Annotated in this window: 15 protein-coding genes; 2 read left to right on the top strand and 13 right to left on the bottom strand. The window is 70.8% G+C overall.

Annotated elements, in window-relative coordinates:
• The 7 genes from AB0J09_RS36660 to AB0J09_RS36630 form a co-directional block, all read right to left on the bottom strand.
• Nucleotides 1-392 (bottom strand): ATP-binding cassette domain-containing protein (locus AB0J09_RS36660; RefSeq protein WP_360701245.1); only part of this gene is annotated, 392 nt, incomplete at its 3' end.
• On the bottom strand, nt 392-1,483 hold the full coding sequence (locus AB0J09_RS36655) for a peptidoglycan-binding protein (RefSeq protein ID WP_360701242.1): 1,092 nt from the start codon (nt 1,481-1,483) through the stop codon (nt 392-394). The genes AB0J09_RS36660 and AB0J09_RS36655, both read right to left, overlap by 1 nt.
• Nucleotides 1,480-2,004 (bottom strand): hypothetical protein, encoded by a 525-nt coding sequence (locus AB0J09_RS36650; protein WP_360701239.1) that lies wholly within the window; start codon nt 2,002-2,004, stop codon nt 1,480-1,482. The genes AB0J09_RS36655 and AB0J09_RS36650 overlap by 4 nt, the downstream gene beginning before the upstream one ends.
• A gap of 23 nt (nt 2,005-2,027) precedes the next feature.
• Nucleotides 2,028-3,443, bottom strand: a complete 1,416-nt coding sequence (locus AB0J09_RS36645) for a HAMP domain-containing sensor histidine kinase (protein WP_360701236.1) — start codon at nt 3,441-3,443, stop codon at nt 2,028-2,030.
• Nucleotides 3,440-4,117, bottom strand: coding sequence for a response regulator transcription factor (locus AB0J09_RS36640; RefSeq protein WP_360701233.1), 678 nt, complete (start codon nt 4,115-4,117; stop codon nt 3,440-3,442). The genes AB0J09_RS36645 and AB0J09_RS36640 overlap by 4 nt, the downstream gene beginning before the upstream one ends.
• Nucleotides 4,118-4,161: 44 nt before the next feature.
• Nucleotides 4,162-5,937, bottom strand: a complete 1,776-nt coding sequence (locus AB0J09_RS36635; protein ID WP_360701231.1) for a hypothetical protein — start codon at nt 5,935-5,937, stop codon at nt 4,162-4,164.
• On the bottom strand, nt 5,934-6,995 hold the full coding sequence (locus AB0J09_RS36630) for a MoxR family ATPase (protein WP_360701228.1): 1,062 nt from the start codon (nt 6,993-6,995) through the stop codon (nt 5,934-5,936). The genes AB0J09_RS36635 and AB0J09_RS36630 overlap by 4 nt, the downstream gene beginning before the upstream one ends.
• Before the next feature lie 254 nt (nt 6,996-7,249).
• Here AB0J09_RS36630 and erm point away from each other — a divergent pair, with 254 nt between their 5' ends.
• Nucleotides 7,250-8,071, top strand: coding sequence for an ErmE/ErmH/ErmO/ErmR family 23S rRNA (adenine(2058)-N(6))-methyltransferase (erm, locus tag AB0J09_RS36625; protein WP_360701225.1), 822 nt, complete (start codon nt 7,250-7,252; stop codon nt 8,069-8,071).
• Here erm and AB0J09_RS36620 read toward each other — a convergent pair.
• Nucleotides 8,060-9,454: a hypothetical protein gene (locus AB0J09_RS36620; RefSeq protein ID WP_360701224.1), complete on the bottom strand. Its 1,395-nt coding sequence runs from the start codon at nt 9,452-9,454 to the stop codon at nt 8,060-8,062. The two genes, erm and AB0J09_RS36620, sit on opposite strands and share 12 nt — an antisense overlap.
• A gap of 118 nt (nt 9,455-9,572) precedes the next feature.
• On the opposite strand from AB0J09_RS36620, the gene AB0J09_RS36615 reads away from it, so the two are divergent.
• Nucleotides 9,573-11,144, top strand: a complete 1,572-nt coding sequence (locus AB0J09_RS36615) for a molybdopterin-dependent oxidoreductase (RefSeq protein ID WP_360701222.1) — start codon at nt 9,573-9,575, stop codon at nt 11,142-11,144.
• On the opposite strand, the gene AB0J09_RS36610 is transcribed toward AB0J09_RS36615, so the two are convergent.
• The 5 genes from AB0J09_RS36610 to AB0J09_RS36590 all read right to left on the bottom strand — a co-directional run.
• On the bottom strand, nt 11,137-11,412 hold the full coding sequence (locus AB0J09_RS36610; RefSeq protein WP_360701219.1) for a hypothetical protein: 276 nt from the start codon (nt 11,410-11,412) through the stop codon (nt 11,137-11,139). The genes AB0J09_RS36615 and AB0J09_RS36610 overlap by 8 nt on opposite strands.
• 14 nt (nt 11,413-11,426) lie before the next feature.
• Nucleotides 11,427-11,807, bottom strand: coding sequence for a glycosyl hydrolase family 18 protein (locus AB0J09_RS36605; RefSeq protein ID WP_360701216.1), 381 nt, complete (start codon nt 11,805-11,807; stop codon nt 11,427-11,429).
• Between the two features lie 198 nt (nt 11,808-12,005).
• The gene (locus AB0J09_RS36600) at nt 12,006-12,218 is read right to left on the bottom strand and encodes a hypothetical protein (protein WP_360701214.1); all 213 of its coding nucleotides are present in this window, start codon (nt 12,216-12,218) and stop codon (nt 12,006-12,008) included.
• Between the two features lie 51 nt (nt 12,219-12,269).
• Nucleotides 12,270-13,682: a carbohydrate-binding protein gene (locus AB0J09_RS36595; protein WP_360701211.1), complete on the bottom strand. Its 1,413-nt coding sequence runs from the start codon at nt 13,680-13,682 to the stop codon at nt 12,270-12,272.
• Nucleotides 13,679-14,307: glycosyl hydrolase family 18 protein (locus AB0J09_RS36590; protein WP_360701208.1), on the bottom strand; the 629-nt coding region annotated here is incomplete at its 5' end. The genes AB0J09_RS36590 and AB0J09_RS36595, both read right to left, overlap by 4 nt.

Here is a 14,307-nt window from a genome sequence, read left to right as displayed (position 1 = left end):
AGCCGGTGCCCGAGCCCGACGCGTTCCAGGGCGTCGTACGCGCGCAGCCGCCGCTCTCGCAGGGACGGGCCCGCGTACAGGAGCCCGTCGGCCACGTTGTCCAGTGCGGAGACGCCGGCGGCCAGGTGGAACTGCTGGAAGACGAAGCCGATGACGTTCGCGCGCAGCGCGGACAGTTGCTTGTCGGTGAGCGAGCCCACGTCGTGCCCCGCGATGCGGACCTGGCCGCCGGAGGGGCGGTCGAGTGTGCCGATCATGTTGAGCATGGTCGACTTGCCGGAGCCGGAGGGACCGACGATGCCCACCAGTTCGCCGTGGTCGATGCCCATCGAGACCCCCTGGAGGGCGGCGACGTCGCCGTAGTGCTTGCTCACGTCGTGCAGTTCGACGATCACTTGGGCACCGCCACGGTCATGCCCTCCTGCACGCCGGTGACCTCGACCTGGCCGTCGGCGAACATGCCGGTCTCGACCGCGACGTAGCGGGTGGACGAGCCCTCGACCACCTGCACGCCGTAGCCGCCCTCGGCCAGCGCGAGCAGCGCGCCGACGGGCACGGCGAGGACGTTCTTCCGCTGTTCCGATACGATCGTGACGTCCACGGGGGCGGCGTCGTACGACTTCTTCAGGCCGCTCACCGACACCTTGACCTCGACGGTCGTGGTGGCGTCGTTGCTGTTGGCGGTCTCGGTGGCGACCTTGCCCATGCTGGAGATCTTGCCGTTCACGGTGCTGCCGTCAGGCAGCTCGACGGTGGCCTTCATGCCCTTCCTGACCAGGTGCTCGTCGGCCACGTCGAGGTTGACGAGCACCTCGCGGGTGGTGCCGGTGGCGGTGAGCACGGGGCCGCTCGCGGTGTCGCCGAGCGTCTTTTTCAGCTCGGCGACACGGACGGGACCGTCGGCGATCACGACGTCGCCGGGCTGCACCCTGCCGGTGACGCCGAGCCCGAGGTCGTCCTGCCAGTCCTCGACCGCTTCCCTGGTGGCCCAGGTGAACGTGTCGTCCACGTCGAAGCCGGTGTAGCCGAGTGCCTTCAGGTTGCGTTCGAGCAGCTCGACGTCCTTGCCCTCGACGCCGTCCTCCAGGGTGCGGTAGAGGGGCATGGTGCCGTACAGGAGGGGGCGGCGGTCGGCGTCCACGCTGTAGACGCCGTGGCCCCGGGTGATGGTGGTGCCCTCGCCGGGGAGCCAGGTGATCGTGCCCTGGGACTTGCCGGTGACGGTCAGGGTGTCGCCGTACCCGAGGGTGCCGTCCACGGTCTCGGTCTCGGTGAGGGTCGTGCGGGTCACCTTGGCGGTGGCGGGGGGCGTGCGGGTGGCGTCGGCCGTGCCGTCGCCGTTGCCGCCGAAGCCCAGGGCGGCGGCCGCGACGGCGGCGGCGAGCAGCGCGGCGCCGCCCGTCCACGCCAGCGTCCGCAGCGGGCGGCGGGGCCGTGGCGGCAGGGCACGTGAGGTGAGTGAAGGCTCCTTGACCTGCGTCACTTCTTCCCTCCCTCCCGCGGGAACTTCTGGTTGCAGGCTTCGAACGCCGTCTTGAACTTGGGGTCGTCGCGCTTGAGCTTGCCCATGCTGCCGCTGGGGAAGGTGCCGTCGGGATTGGGGTCGGGCATGTCCACGCCGTTCTCGCGCATGCACTGGGCCAACTGGCGGAGCTGCTCGACGTCCTCCGGCTTGAGGCCTTCGCGAAGCTTCGCCGGTGCGTAGGCGCGGCAGGCGTCGAGGGCCTCCGCGAGCTTCTTCTTGTTGGTGTCCGTGCCGATCGACCTGAGGCCACCGCCCTTGTTCGGGTCGGGATCCTCCATCGGCACGCCGTGGTCGCGCATGCACTGCGCGAACTTCCTGCCCTGCTCCTGCGGGTCTGCCGTCGCGGTCGCGCCGGCGGAGGCGGGGGGCCGCGCTGAGGCGCCCACATCCACGGAGGCGACTCCGGGTGGGCTCTGCCGGCTCCCGCAGCCGACGGCGAACGCGGCCAGCAGGGCCGTCGCGATGAGTGTCCTTGTCATGCTCCGAATGTGCCGAGCGCGCTTCAATGCCGGCTGGGAGCCGCCTCGGAGTCAGGTAGGAGCACGCGGAAGGTCGCGCCCTCGCCGGGCGCGGTGTCCACCTCGACGCGGCCGCCGTGGGCTCGGACGATGGCGGAGACGATGGCCAGGCCGAGCCCGGCGCCGCCGTCGGCCCTGGTCCTGCCCTGGCTGACGCGGTAGAGGCGGTCGAACAGGTGCGGTACGTGGTCGGGCGGCACGCCGGGCCCGGTGTCCGACACCTCCAGCACGGCCATGCCGCCGGACCTGCCGACCTTGACGGTGACGGAGGCGTCGGGGGGCGTGTGGCAGAGCGCGTTGCCGACGAGATTGACGGCCACCTGGCGCAGGCGGGCGTCGTCGCCCGTGATCGAAACGGGCGCCAGCAGGCCGTCCAGCCCCGCCAGCTTGACCTGCCGCTCCGGCACGCGTACGCGGGCATCGCGGATCGTGTCGGCGGCCACCTCCAGCAGGTCGACGGGGCGCCGTTCGAGCGGGCGCTCCTCGTCGAGCTGGGCCAGCGTGAGCAGGTCGTTGACCAGCACGCCCATCCTGGCGGCCTCGTCCTCGATCCGGCGCATCGCCTCGTCGGCGTCGCCGCCGCCCCTGCGGTGCAGTTCGGCGAAGCCGCGTACGGAGGTGAGCGGCGTGCGCAGCTCGTGGGAGGCGTCGGCCAGGAAGCGCCGCATGCGGGCCTCGGAGTCGGTCCTGGCGGCGATCTCGGACTGGAGGCGGTCGAGCATGACGTTCATGGCGCCGGCCAGGCGGCCGGGCTCGGTGTGCGGGTCGTGGGCGGGCACCCGGCGGGCGAAGTCGCCGCGCGCGATGTGGCCCACGATGGCCTCCATCCTGGTCAGGGGGCGCAGGCCGAGGCGTACCAGCGCGTCGGCGGCCAGGCCGAGCAGGAACAGCACGAACGCGCTCACCGCGACGGCGATGGCGATGGCGGAGTTCTGGGTCTGCTCGAGTTCGGCGAGCGACTGGGCGAAGACCCAGGTGTTGCCGTTGGGCAGCGGCGCGGCGCGGACCCGCCACGAGGGCCCGGTGGTGCCCGGCACGGTGTAGGTCTCGCCGGTCCTGATGTCGTCGAGCACGGGGGCAGGCTGGGTGTGGTCGCCGGAGGACGTGAACTGCAGCGTGCCGCCGGCGTCGAAGACCATGATCCGCTGGATGGCGGCGAACCGCTTCGTGAGCAGGCTGTTGAGGTCGTTCCCCACGACGGCCTTCTGCACGGGGATCGCCTGGAGGCCCTTGACCGAGGCCACCTTGGAGATCTGCTGGAGCTGCTGGTCCACGCGGTTCAACAGGTTGTCGCGGAGCAGCACGATGCCCACCAGGTTGGAGAGCACCAGGCCGAGCGTGGCGAGCCCGAGCACGGCCATGACCAGCCGGGTACGCAGGGTCCAGGTGGCGGGCCTCACCGCGGGGTCCTCAGCGTGTAGCCGACGCCGCGCACGGTGTGGATGAGCTGCGGCTCCCACTTGTCGATCTTCTTGCGCAGGTAGTAGACGTACGACTCGACGATGCTGGAGTCGCCGTCGAAGTCGTAGCGCCACACGCTGTCGAGGATCTGGGCCTTGCTCACCACCCGGCCGGCGTTGGTCAGGAGATATTCGAGCAGGTTGAACTCGGTGGGCGACAGGTCGACCGGCACGCCGGCCCTGCGCACCTCGTGGGCCTGGGCGTCCAGCTCCAGGTCGGCGTAGCGGAGGATCTCGTCCTCGGGCTTGGCGCGGCTGCGGCGCAGGATGGCGCGGATGCGCAGCACCACCTCCTCCAGGCTGAACGGCTTGGCCACGTAGTCGTCGGCGCCGAGCGTGAGCCCCTGCACGCGGTCCTCCACCCGGTCGCGGGCGGTCAGGAACAGCACGGGGATGCGCTCGCCCAGCCGCCTGGCGACCTCGAACCCGTCGAAGTCCGCCAGCATCACGTCGAGCACCACGATGTCGGGCTTGAACTCCCTGGCGGCCGTCACCGCCTCCGCGCCCGTCTCCACGGTCCGCACCTCGAACGACACCAGTCGCAGCGTCTGCGAGAGCAGGGCGCGGATGTTCGGCTCGTCGTCCACGACGAGTACCCTGGCCGGTCGGTCCATGGCTAAAGGTCTACCCGAGCCACTTCAAAGCGGGCTCAAAGCGCTCACTTCACGAAGAATACCGGCCCGCGCGGCCGGAACGGCAGGGAGGCGCCCTGCGGTACCAGGAACGCGTGCTCCCTGCGGATGTGCAGCACGTCACACGCGCCGTCGGTGATCACCAGGATGGGGCCGTCCGGCGGGAAGTCGTCGGCCTGCTCGAGCAGCCTGACGCCCGGCTGGAGCACCGTGCCGCCGCGGCCGCGCACCCTGACCTTGCCCGCGATCTCCTCGACCGGCAGGTATCCGGCGTCGTAGGCGGCGGCGTCGCAGAAGACCACACGGGCGCGGGGCACGTCGCGGGCCGCCGCGTAGGAGGCGATCGCGCCGAGCGCCTTGCCGAGCAGCGTCACGTCCATGGACCCGGAGGTGTCCAGCACGACCCCGAACGTGGCCTTGCGCACGACCTCCTCGGGCCGCACCCAGCCGGGCCGCGGGATGCCGGGGCTCGACGCCTGCCTGCGCGACGCGCGGGCGTAGGAGCGCCGCTTCTCCTCTGGCTGGAAGTGCTCGTCGAACCAGCGGGCGAGCCGGGCGTCCCAGGGCAGCGGCGGCTGGTCGAGCGCGCGGATCTCCTGCTCGAGCCCGGCGGGCAGCAGGCCGCGGCCGCTGCTCTGGTGGTAGGCCAGGCCGGTGCAGAGCGCGTTGCGGTAGTACTCGTCGAGGTCGACGTATCCGCCGATGCGGCGCGGCGGCTGGTCGAGCACGTCGCCGAGCCCGCGCCCGCGCAGGGTGGCGAGCTTGCGCAGGCGACGCAGGTCGGTGGCGATGCGGTCGTAGACCGCCTCCGCGGACATGCCGCTCAGCGACTGGTCGAACAGCAGCCCTTCCGGCATCTCGCCGACGCCCATCTCGATCAGCCACCCGTTGATCACGTAGTCGCAGGCGATGTTCCACAGGTACGGCTCCCGCATGCCGCACCGCTCGCCGTGACGCAACGCGGCGTGCAGCATCTCGTGAGCCAGCACGAAACGCCATTCGAGCTCGGAGTGCTGGGCGAGCGGGTTGATGTAGATCTCCCCCGCCTCGGCGCTGACCGCGGCGATCGAGATGGCCCAGCCCCTGGCCAGCTCGGCATCCGAGACGATCTTCATGCCCGCGGCCAGCGCGCCGAGCAGCGGGTACGACGACGTGAACCAGCGCAGCGCCAGGTCCCAGGGGCCCTTGACGTGCCCCTCGACCGGGGTGCGGGGCTCGCCGGCCCGGTCGAGAGCGCTGGTGGCCGCCTCGGCGATGCCGATCGCGAACGTGCGCTGGAAGTCGAGGTCCTCGGCCAGCTTCGCCGAGCCGACGCGGAAGTCGGGCTCACCCAGTGGCTTGAACGGGGCCGGGACGCCGAGCCTGCGCCAGCGCTCCGACAGCGCCACCTCGTCCTGTTCGGGCAGCTCGTCGGGCAGCGGCCAGGGGCAGCGCCCGATCTTGAGGGTGCGCAGGAACCGCTCCACGGCCAGGCAGCAGGCCGCGTGGTAGGCGGGGTCCGGGCGGTCGCCGTCGATGTCCTTCGGCGCGCAGGCACGCGGGTCGGCGTGGCCGAAGCCGAGGTGGAGCAGCAGGTGGGCGAAGACCCACGTCCACTCCTCGGCGGGGGCGCGGCGCTTGGGGTGGAAGCGCACGTCGCCGTCGTCGGTGGCGACGGCCCAGGTGTCGCTCCCCAGCTCGTCCTGCTCGGCCTCCAGCAGGTAGCTGTGGAAGACGCGGAAGAGCGGCTGCCGGAGGACGGCGTTCCACCCGTTGTGGACCTCTGCCCGCCACGGATCGACCTTGGCCTTGGCGCGGCTCAAGACCGGGCCGCCATCAGCCGCGGCACGTCCCTGCCGACCTCCACCAGGAACCAGGTGGGCAGGGCGGGCGCACCGTCGGCGTTGTTGGCGATGACCAGCTGGGCGCATTCGAGGGAGATCTCGGCCAGCTCCACCAGCAGTGTCTTGGCCCGGAAGCCCAGATCGCGACCGCGGGCGGAGGATCCGCGCTTGTCCGCGGGCAGCTCCTTGATCAGGCGGGCGCGGAACGCCTCGGCCAGGAAGTAGAGCAGGTCGCGTTCCTCGGGCTTGCGGGGCCAGGGGGCCTCGCCCTTCAGCACGGCCTCCAGGTCGTACGCGTGTCGCACGGTCTTGACGTACGCGCGGAAGGCCGAGGCGTGCGTGGCGGTCAGCGTGCCGAACGCCAGCATGGCGATCGTCTCGTCGGGCACGTCGTCGCCGTATGAGAGCAGCACGTCGGACAGCATGTGCCAGGCCCGCGGCGAGGAGAACGGCTCCTCGGTCTTCGGCGGCGGGCTCCACAGGTGGTCGGGCCGCTGCACCAGGTAGTCGACGATCCACGGGTGGATGCCGCTGGCGGCGGCCCACTTCAGCCAGTCGTCGGCCGAGGCCCGCAGGTGCACGTGAACCAGCCGGTTGATCAGCGCGGACGCCATCGGGCGGGCCAGCGCGTTGTCGGTGGCGCGGTTGCCCGCGCCGATCACCACCGAGCCGGCGGGCAGGTCGTACGTGCCGATCCTGCGGTCGAGGATCAGCGAGTAGAACGCCTTCTGCACCTCGGGCGCGGAGGCGTTGAGCTCGTCGAGGAACAGGCAGTACGGCTCCGCGCGGGCGATCGACTCGGGCGGCGCGAACCGGCTGCGCCCGTCGACCAGCTCGGGCACGCCGATCAGGTCTTCGGGGGCGAGCTGGGTGCCGAGCAGCGTCACGCACTCCAGGCCGAGCGAGTCGGCGAAGTCGCGTACCAGTGAGCTCTTGCCGATGCCGGGGGCGCCCCACAGGAACACGGGCCGGACCACGGCGACGTGCAGCAGCAGCTCGGGGAGCCGCGCCGGGGTGACCGTGACCGTTGCCTGCACGCATTCCAGGGTGGCGAATCACGCGCCGCCCGCGCATCACATTTAATTACGTTGCCCGGGTGACCGGCCGCTGCCTACTGTGACCGGCATGACATGCATGTTCACTTGCCAGGTTTTCATTCGCATCCGCCACGGCCGGGCTCTGGCCCGCTAGCGGACGCGACGATCTGAGCAGAGCCTGATCCGGGCGTCCGCGCGCGTGCCCAGGGCCCTTCGAGACACGTCAATCTCGAGGACCCGAAAGGGCAAGTGCTGTGGCGCAGAATTTCGCGCACGGAAACTATTCACATACTCAACGCAAAGCCAGGAACAGCGGCGGCCGCACGCCCACGGACCGGGCGCGGCGCACGCTCTCGCAGAATTTCCTGGCCGACCGGCATGCCGTCGAGCTGGTGGTGAAGGCCGCCGCCCCCGAAGGGCTCGTGCTGGAGCCGGGCGCGGGCGAGGGTGTCATCACCTTCGCGCTGGCCGAGGCGGGCGCACGGGTCGTCGCCTACGAGATCGACCCGAGACTCGCCGTACGACTGGCCGGCCGCACACGCGACGATCCCAGGATCGACGTGGTCAGGGGCGACTTCACGGTCGCACGGGCGCCGCGGGAGCAGTTCGCGGTCGTGGGCAACATCCCGTACTCGATCACGTCGAAGATCGTGGACTGGTGCCTGCGGGCGCCGGCGCTGACCTCGGCGACGCTGCTCACCCAGCGGGAGTACGCCCGCAAGCGGACGGGCGACTACGGCCGCTGGAGCCTGGTCACGGTCGAGTCGTGGCCGTGGTTCAGCTGGCGGCTCGGCGACACGATCGGCAGGGAGGGCTTCCGCCCCGTCCCGTCCGTCGACTCGGCGATCCTGCGCATCCAGCGCAGGCCGCAGCCGCTCGTGCATGGGCGCCGCTCCTACCAGGAGCTGGTCGAGCTGGGCTTCGGCGGTGTGGGCGGCTCGGTGCGCGCCTCGCTGAAGACGCGCTACCAGGGGGTGGACGCCGCGCTGGAGGCAGCAGGCGTCGCCCGTGACACCGTCGTGGGCCACGTCCACCCCGACCAGTGGATCACCTTGTGGGAGCGCCTATGCCGGTGACTTGACCCTGGCCGGCGCCGAACGGCCGACGATGGGAGCCAGTCCTGGGGCCGCGGTCGCGATGCGGCGGCCCCAGGGCATGGCCAGCAGGAGGACGGGCAGCAGCACGATCGACGCCCGTGACCAGTCCTGGTGCAGGTACCACCAGGTGTTGACGTCGAACTGCGTCATGTAGAGGTAGCCGTATCCGGCCCAGATCGACACCCCCACGATGGCCGGCCAGGCGAACCTGGTGGGCCTGGCGACCAGGAACGGCATGAACCACAGCAGGTATTGAGCGCCCAGCCGCGGCGTGACCACCATGAAGATCAGCAGGATGGCGATGGTCATGTCGATCGGGTCGGCTCTCCGCCAGACGAAGATCGCCGCGATGACGCACGCGTAGATGAGGTTCGTGCCGAGTGAGGCCAGCGCCGGTATCAGCGCCCAGTCGCCGCCGGTGAACCACGGCGTCCAGCCCCACTCTCCGATGATCGGCCGGATGTCCCGGATCGTGTTGATGACCGCGGGGATCTGGTCGAGGGCGGTGCCCGCGAAGATCGGCAGCGTGACCAGGAAGAACAGCGGCAGGAGCCCGGTGGTGAACAGGGCCGCGACGCGGGAGCGCAGGTTGGGCAGGAGCAGCAGCATGCCGGGGATCAGCCAGATCGGCCAGCTCTTGGCGCACAGCGCGAGGCCCATCAGGACTCCGGCCAGCGCGCCCCGCTTGAGATCGGACTTGTCGTCGGGCCCCGGCAGCAGGGCGCGGTGCAGCATGCCGCCCCGGCCGATCACGCGCGGGATCGAGGAGCGCACGCCGTATGCGGCCACGCCGGCGCGTACTTTGGCGACGACGTCCGTCGCGACGCCGGGACGCTCCAGCGGGCCGGAGCCGCGGGCGACCACGAACGCGGCCACGCCGAACACGAGCGCGACCGGCTCCACCTGGCCGTGGATGCAGGCGATCATCACGGCGAGCGGGTTGAGCGCGTACTGCAGGGCGCGCAGCGACCCCTTGGGGCCGCCCGCCAGCTTGGCCACCAGCGGGATGAGCACGATGTCGGCGACCACGGTGACCAGGCGCCCGGCGAACTCCCACGGGATGCCGAGCCAGAGCAGGATGCCGTACACGTACGGGATGGTCGGCAGGAAGTGCCAGCCGCCCTCGCTGGCCAGCACCGGGTCCTGGCCGCGCAGCACGGCCTCGCCCGCGGGCTTGAAGCTCTCCATGAAGTCGACGGGCTGCCACGAGTCGATCGCCGACGTGTACATGATCAGCAGGCGCACGGCCACGCCCACGAGTACGGCGACAATGAGTGGCGGCCGCCAATCGCGCCATTGGGCGATGAGAGCGAGCACGACACCGGCGACGAGGACTATCCCCGTGAGAACTGCGTAATCCATGGCGGCCTCTAGCCTGCCGCAACATCGGCGGTGCTTGCCACCAGCGGTTCCAATTCTTATCCCCGACATGCCGATACGTATGGCGATAGAGCATCACTGTCTGTGTTGAACTTTTTCCATGGGGGGATCGCAGGTCAACCAGGCACTGGTCAGGCTCTATTTCGAGGTGAGGGATGGTACGCGCGACCCGGTCGCCACCTGGGCGAAACTCACAGCGAATTCACAGCAATATCGGGCGGGCAGAGGCGAGCGACGGGTGCCGCTCGACGACGCCACGGCGGCCGAGCTGACGGCCGCGGCGATGGTGCACACCGCCGCCCAGCACGGGGCCGATCGGGTGGCGGCGCTGTCCACCTCGCCGCTGGCGCGGCTGGTCGGCGGGCTCGGCGGCGCGGTGCTGACGGAGCATCCGTGCGCGCCGGATCAGGTGCTGGGGCCGCGGTTCGCGGGCCCGGGCGCCGACGACTGGGCGCGTGCGGCGTACGTGCTGCAGTGGGGGGAGAACAACCGGCTGGTACGCACGCCGGACACGCCGTGGGTGATCGCCGGGCGGTACAAGGGGCAGAAGGTGGTCGCGGTGGGCACGCATCCCACACGGCTGTCTGACGAGACGCTGGTCGTGCGCCCCGGCACCGACGGGGCGCTCGCGATGGCCATGGGGCACGTGCTGCTCAAGGAGTTCTATCTGGACAGGACGCCGTTCGCCGAGCACGCCATGGAACACACCGACCTGCCGTTCCTGGTGCGGCTGCGGGCGCGCGAGGACGCGTACGTGCCGGGCGGGCTACTGGGGCGCGGGTGCGACCGGCTGAGCGTGTACGGCGGCGAGGCGGTGGAGGTGCTGCTGCCGCGCTTCGACGACGGGCCCGGTGTGCTGCGCCGCGGCGTGCCGGTGCTGCGGGAGGGCGACGAGCTGGTGACGACCGTGTTCGACCTGCTGCTCGCCGTCTACGGCGTGTCGCGCCCTGGGCTGCCCGGCGTGTGGCCGTCCGGATACGCGGACCGGGGCGAGCCGTACACGCCCGCCTGGCAGGAGGCGTGCACCGGGGTGGCCGCGTCGCGGACGCTGAAGATCGCGCGTGAGCTGGGCGTGACGGCCGAGAAGACCGGAGGGCGGTGCCTGCTCGTGCCGGGGCGGCTCGACACGCCGCACGCCGACACCGCCTACCGGGCGATGCTGTCGCTGCTGGTGCTCACCGGGTGCGGCAGCGGGTGGGCGCAGGCGGGCGGGGCGGGAATCCCGCTGGTGCCGTACCTGTGCCTGCACGCGTGCGGCGAGGACCTGGCGGACGTGGGCGCGCTCAGCTGGGCGCTGGCCGAGGGGCTGTTCGCGCGCAGGACGGCGCGCTCGGTGCTGCTGGAGGCGGTGCGCGACGGCTGGCCGATGGCGCCGCCGCCGCGCGTGCTGGCCCTGCCGCGGCCGATCTACCCGCTGCCGCCCGACGTGGACCTGCTCATCGGGCCCGACGACCACTGCGACCTGTCAACGCCCGACGTGGAGCTGGTGGCCGACTCGGTCGAGAAGCTGACCGGGCGTACGCCCTCCGCCGAGACCCCGAGCGGGCACAGCGGAGGGCGGATGCGGCTGCTGGTGGACCACGCCTGGATGCACGAGTACGGCGAGGCGCTGCCCACCTACCGGCCGCCGGGCCTCGGCATCCCGCTCAAACCCACTCAACTCGTCATGTGAGCCCGTTCAGGTACGCCCGGTGGCTCCGGGAGAACTCGAACCCGTTGTACTTGTCCCAGTTGATCGACCAGGTCATGAGGCCGCGCAGGTTCGGGTAGACGCCGCGCGGCCGGTAGGTGCCGCAGTTGGCGCCCTTGGCCAGGCAGTCGAACGCCTTCTGCACCTCCGCCACGGTCGTGAACCCGTTGCCCGCGTTCGGGGAGGCGGGCAACCCGATGGCCACCTGGTCCTGGCGCAGCGGCGGGAACATGTTGCCCGCGTTGCCCATGATCGGGAAGCCGGTCAGCCGTCCCGCATGGCGTGGATGACGGGCAGGTAGGAGGCGCTCCTGCTGTCGGCCGTGCCGTTCGGGCCGGGGCCGTAGAACTGGTAGCCGAGCTGGACGAAGAACGTCTCCGGGGCCATGGTCAGCGCGAACTTGGCGCCGTACCGGCTCTTGAGCGTTTTCAGCGCCGAGATCAGGTTGACGATGACCGGGGTGGTGGGGTTGGCGAGGTTCGTGTCGCCGGGGTTGAGGTAGAGCGAGTGGCCCTCGAAGTCGATGTCCAGGCCGTCGAGGCCGTACCTGTCGATGATCGCTGACACCGACTCCACGAACTTGTCCCGCGCCGCCGCGGTCGTGAGCTGCACCTGGCCGTTCTGGCAGCCGATCGAGATCAGCACCTTCTTGCCCTGGGCCTGCTTGGCCCTGATGGCGGCGACGAAGTCGGCCTCGGGCTCGACGTTCGGGCATTCGGCAACCGGGCACTGGCGGAACCTGATGTCGCCCGAGGTGACCGAGGTGGGCTCGCCGAAGGCGAGGTTCGCCTTCCCGTTCGATCACTCGATCCATACCCACAGTGGCCGAGGGAGTGCAAGAAGTTACAGCCAAAGGCACGCTCGCGCCCCGGCGCCGCCGTGCACGGGTGACGACACGGCCTGCGCGCCCGAGGTCGCGCTGCACGTCCAGCCGCTCAGACCGGACTCGAAACCGGGGTTGGCCAGGAGGTTCGCGGCCGCCCCAGCAGCGGACGGGGTGGTGGCGTGGAGCGCGACGAGTGCCAGGGCGAGTGCGATCGGTCCTCGGAGTTTCATGGATGCCTCCATGCGGCCCGCCCCCGGCGCGGGGACGGGCCGCTCAGCGGGTCAGAAGCCGGCGGTGGTCCTGGTGAACTCCCAGTCGGCCTGGGAGATGCCGCTGCAGTTGGAGACCACGCCGCCGCCCGGGCAGGGGCGGTCACGGTTGACGGCCCAGTAGGCGAGCCTGGTCAGGCCGTGCGACTTGGCCCAGTCGCGGATCTGCGTCCAGGTGGACGGGGACGTCAGCTCCTGCTGGTCGGACAGGCCGTTCATGCCCGAGATGCCCATGTGCGCGTACGCCTGGGCGTCGGTCCACCCGAAGGCGCTCTTCAACGCGTTCTTCAGGCCCTCGGAGGCGTTGACCGTGTCCTGGTACATGTTCGTGCCGCCGAAGTCGAACGGCATGATCGTGTAGTTGTCGATCGGCACGCCGAGCGCCTTGGACTGGTTGATGAGCCGCACGCCGGGTGCGGTGGGGCCGGTCTTGGAGGTCCCGAAGGTGACGACGACCTTGACGTTCGGGTTGTTCTGCTTGACGATCTTGAGGCCGTTCAGGATGCGGTCCTGGACGGTGTAGTTCTCGAACTCGTCGGTGTTCTCGATGTCGAAGTCCACGACGGCGGGACCGACGGCGTTGATGACCTGCTGCACCGCGCCCGCGAACGCCTGCGGCGTGGAGCAGTTGGGGCCGAGCTTGTTGCCCGACCAGCCGCCGAAGGAGACCTGGACGCTGCCGCCCTTCGACTTGACCGTGTTGATGGCCTGCTGGTCGGCGCCGCCGGTCAGCGGCCGGTTGCCGTCCCAGGCCGGCGTGCAGCCGCCGCTGGACAGGATGAACGCCATCGTGAACGACTTGACGCCGGTCGCGTCCATGACGGTGCCCGGGTTGGGCGGGTTGCCCCAGCCCATGTAGAGGTAGGGGGCGCCGGGCATCTTGGTCCCGCCGCCGCCGGTGCAGCCGGTGGTGGTGGCGGTGGCGTCGCGGCCGGCCGACTCACCCGCCGAGTTGTACGCCTTCACCGTGTAGGTGTGCGTCGTGCACGTGCCGAGCCCGGAGACGGTCGCGCTGGTGCCGGTGACCTGGGCTCGCTGGGTGGAGCCCTCGTACACGCGGTAGCCGGTCACGGTGCCGGACGAGGCGCCCCAGCTCAGCGAGATGCTGGAGCTGGTCACGGACGTGTTGACCGTGCCGGGCTGGCCGGGCGCGCCGGGGTTGCCGCCGCCCGAGCCGGGCTTCCAGAGCGCCGGCACGTTCGGCGGCTCCCAGCCGGGCTGCGAGGTGTGGGCCTGGATGCACACGTAGTCGACGCCGTTGTAGGTGACGACCGCGCCGATGGCGTACGACGTCCACGGGGCCCAGGCGGCGGCCATCTGCTGCACGGCGCCGTAGGCGGCGGGCGCGGCGGCCGTGAATCCGGCGCCGGTCAGCGCGAGGGCGATCCCGGCGAGTAATGCGAGGAGTTTGCTGCGAAATTTCATGGCATTCCCTGGAGGTGGGGCTTGACGGTCTTGGAGAACGACCAGTTGTTGCTCGCGTCCCAGTTGATGGACCAGGTCATCGCGCCCCTGATGTCCGGGTAGGCGCGCGGTGGCACGAAGGTCCCGCAACTGGTGCGCTTGGCCAGGCAGTCGAGCGCCTGGTTGACGAGGGAGGGCGAGACGACGCCGCCGCCCGCGGCGCCAGGCCCGGCCGGCAGGCCCAGCGACACCTGGTCGGGGCGCAGGCCGTTCTCGAGCTGGATGCAGGCGAGAGCGGTCATGAAGTTCACCGAGCCCTGCGCGTACGCCTGGGCCTGGTCACAGCCGAGCATGGAGCCGGAGTTGTAGTACTGCGTGTGGACGACCGTGAGGATGTCCTTGATGTTCAGGGCGAGCTTGAAGTACTCCATCCCGGTCGACTGCATGTCGATGGTCTGGGGGGCCATCGTGATGATCAGCCCGGAGCCGGCCTTCGCGCGCAGCGACCTGAGCGCCTGGGCCATGTAGGTGGCGTTGAGGCCGTTCTCCAGGTCGATGTCCACGCCGTCGAAGCCGTAGGACTGCATCAGCGCGTACACCGAGTCGGCGAACCTCGTCGCGGCGGCCGCGTCGGCGACCTGCACCC

The sequence above is a fragment of the Nonomuraea sp. NPDC049784 genome (assembly GCF_040659615.1).
In the GTDB taxonomy this organism is placed as follows: Bacteria; Actinomycetota; Actinomycetes; order Streptosporangiales; family Streptosporangiaceae; genus Nonomuraea.
This window is presented reverse-complemented; position numbering and strand designations above follow the sequence as displayed.

Excerpts from the sequence above, each read along its gene's own strand:
- AB0J09_RS36640 (WP_360701233.1), bottom strand. The coding sequence starts at position 4,117 with ATGGACCGACCGGCCAGGGTACTCGTCGTGGACGACGAGCCGAACATC.
- AB0J09_RS36600 (WP_360701214.1), bottom strand. The coding sequence starts at position 12,218 with ATGAAACTCCGAGGACCGATCGCACTCGCCCTGGCACTCGTCGCGCTC.
- AB0J09_RS36650 (WP_360701239.1), bottom strand. The coding sequence starts at position 2,004 with ATGACAAGGACACTCATCGCGACGGCCCTGCTGGCCGCGTTCGCCGTC.
- AB0J09_RS36595 (WP_360701211.1), bottom strand. The coding sequence starts at position 13,682 with ATGAAATTTCGCAGCAAACTCCTCGCATTACTCGCCGGGATCGCCCTC.
- AB0J09_RS36615 (WP_360701222.1), top strand. The coding sequence starts at position 9,573 with ATGGGGGGATCGCAGGTCAACCAGGCACTGGTCAGGCTCTATTTCGAG.
- AB0J09_RS36610 (WP_360701219.1), bottom strand. The coding sequence starts at position 11,412 with ATGGGCAACGCGGGCAACATGTTCCCGCCGCTGCGCCAGGACCAGGTG.
- AB0J09_RS36620 (WP_360701224.1), bottom strand. The coding sequence starts at position 9,454 with ATGGATTACGCAGTTCTCACGGGGATAGTCCTCGTCGCCGGTGTCGTG.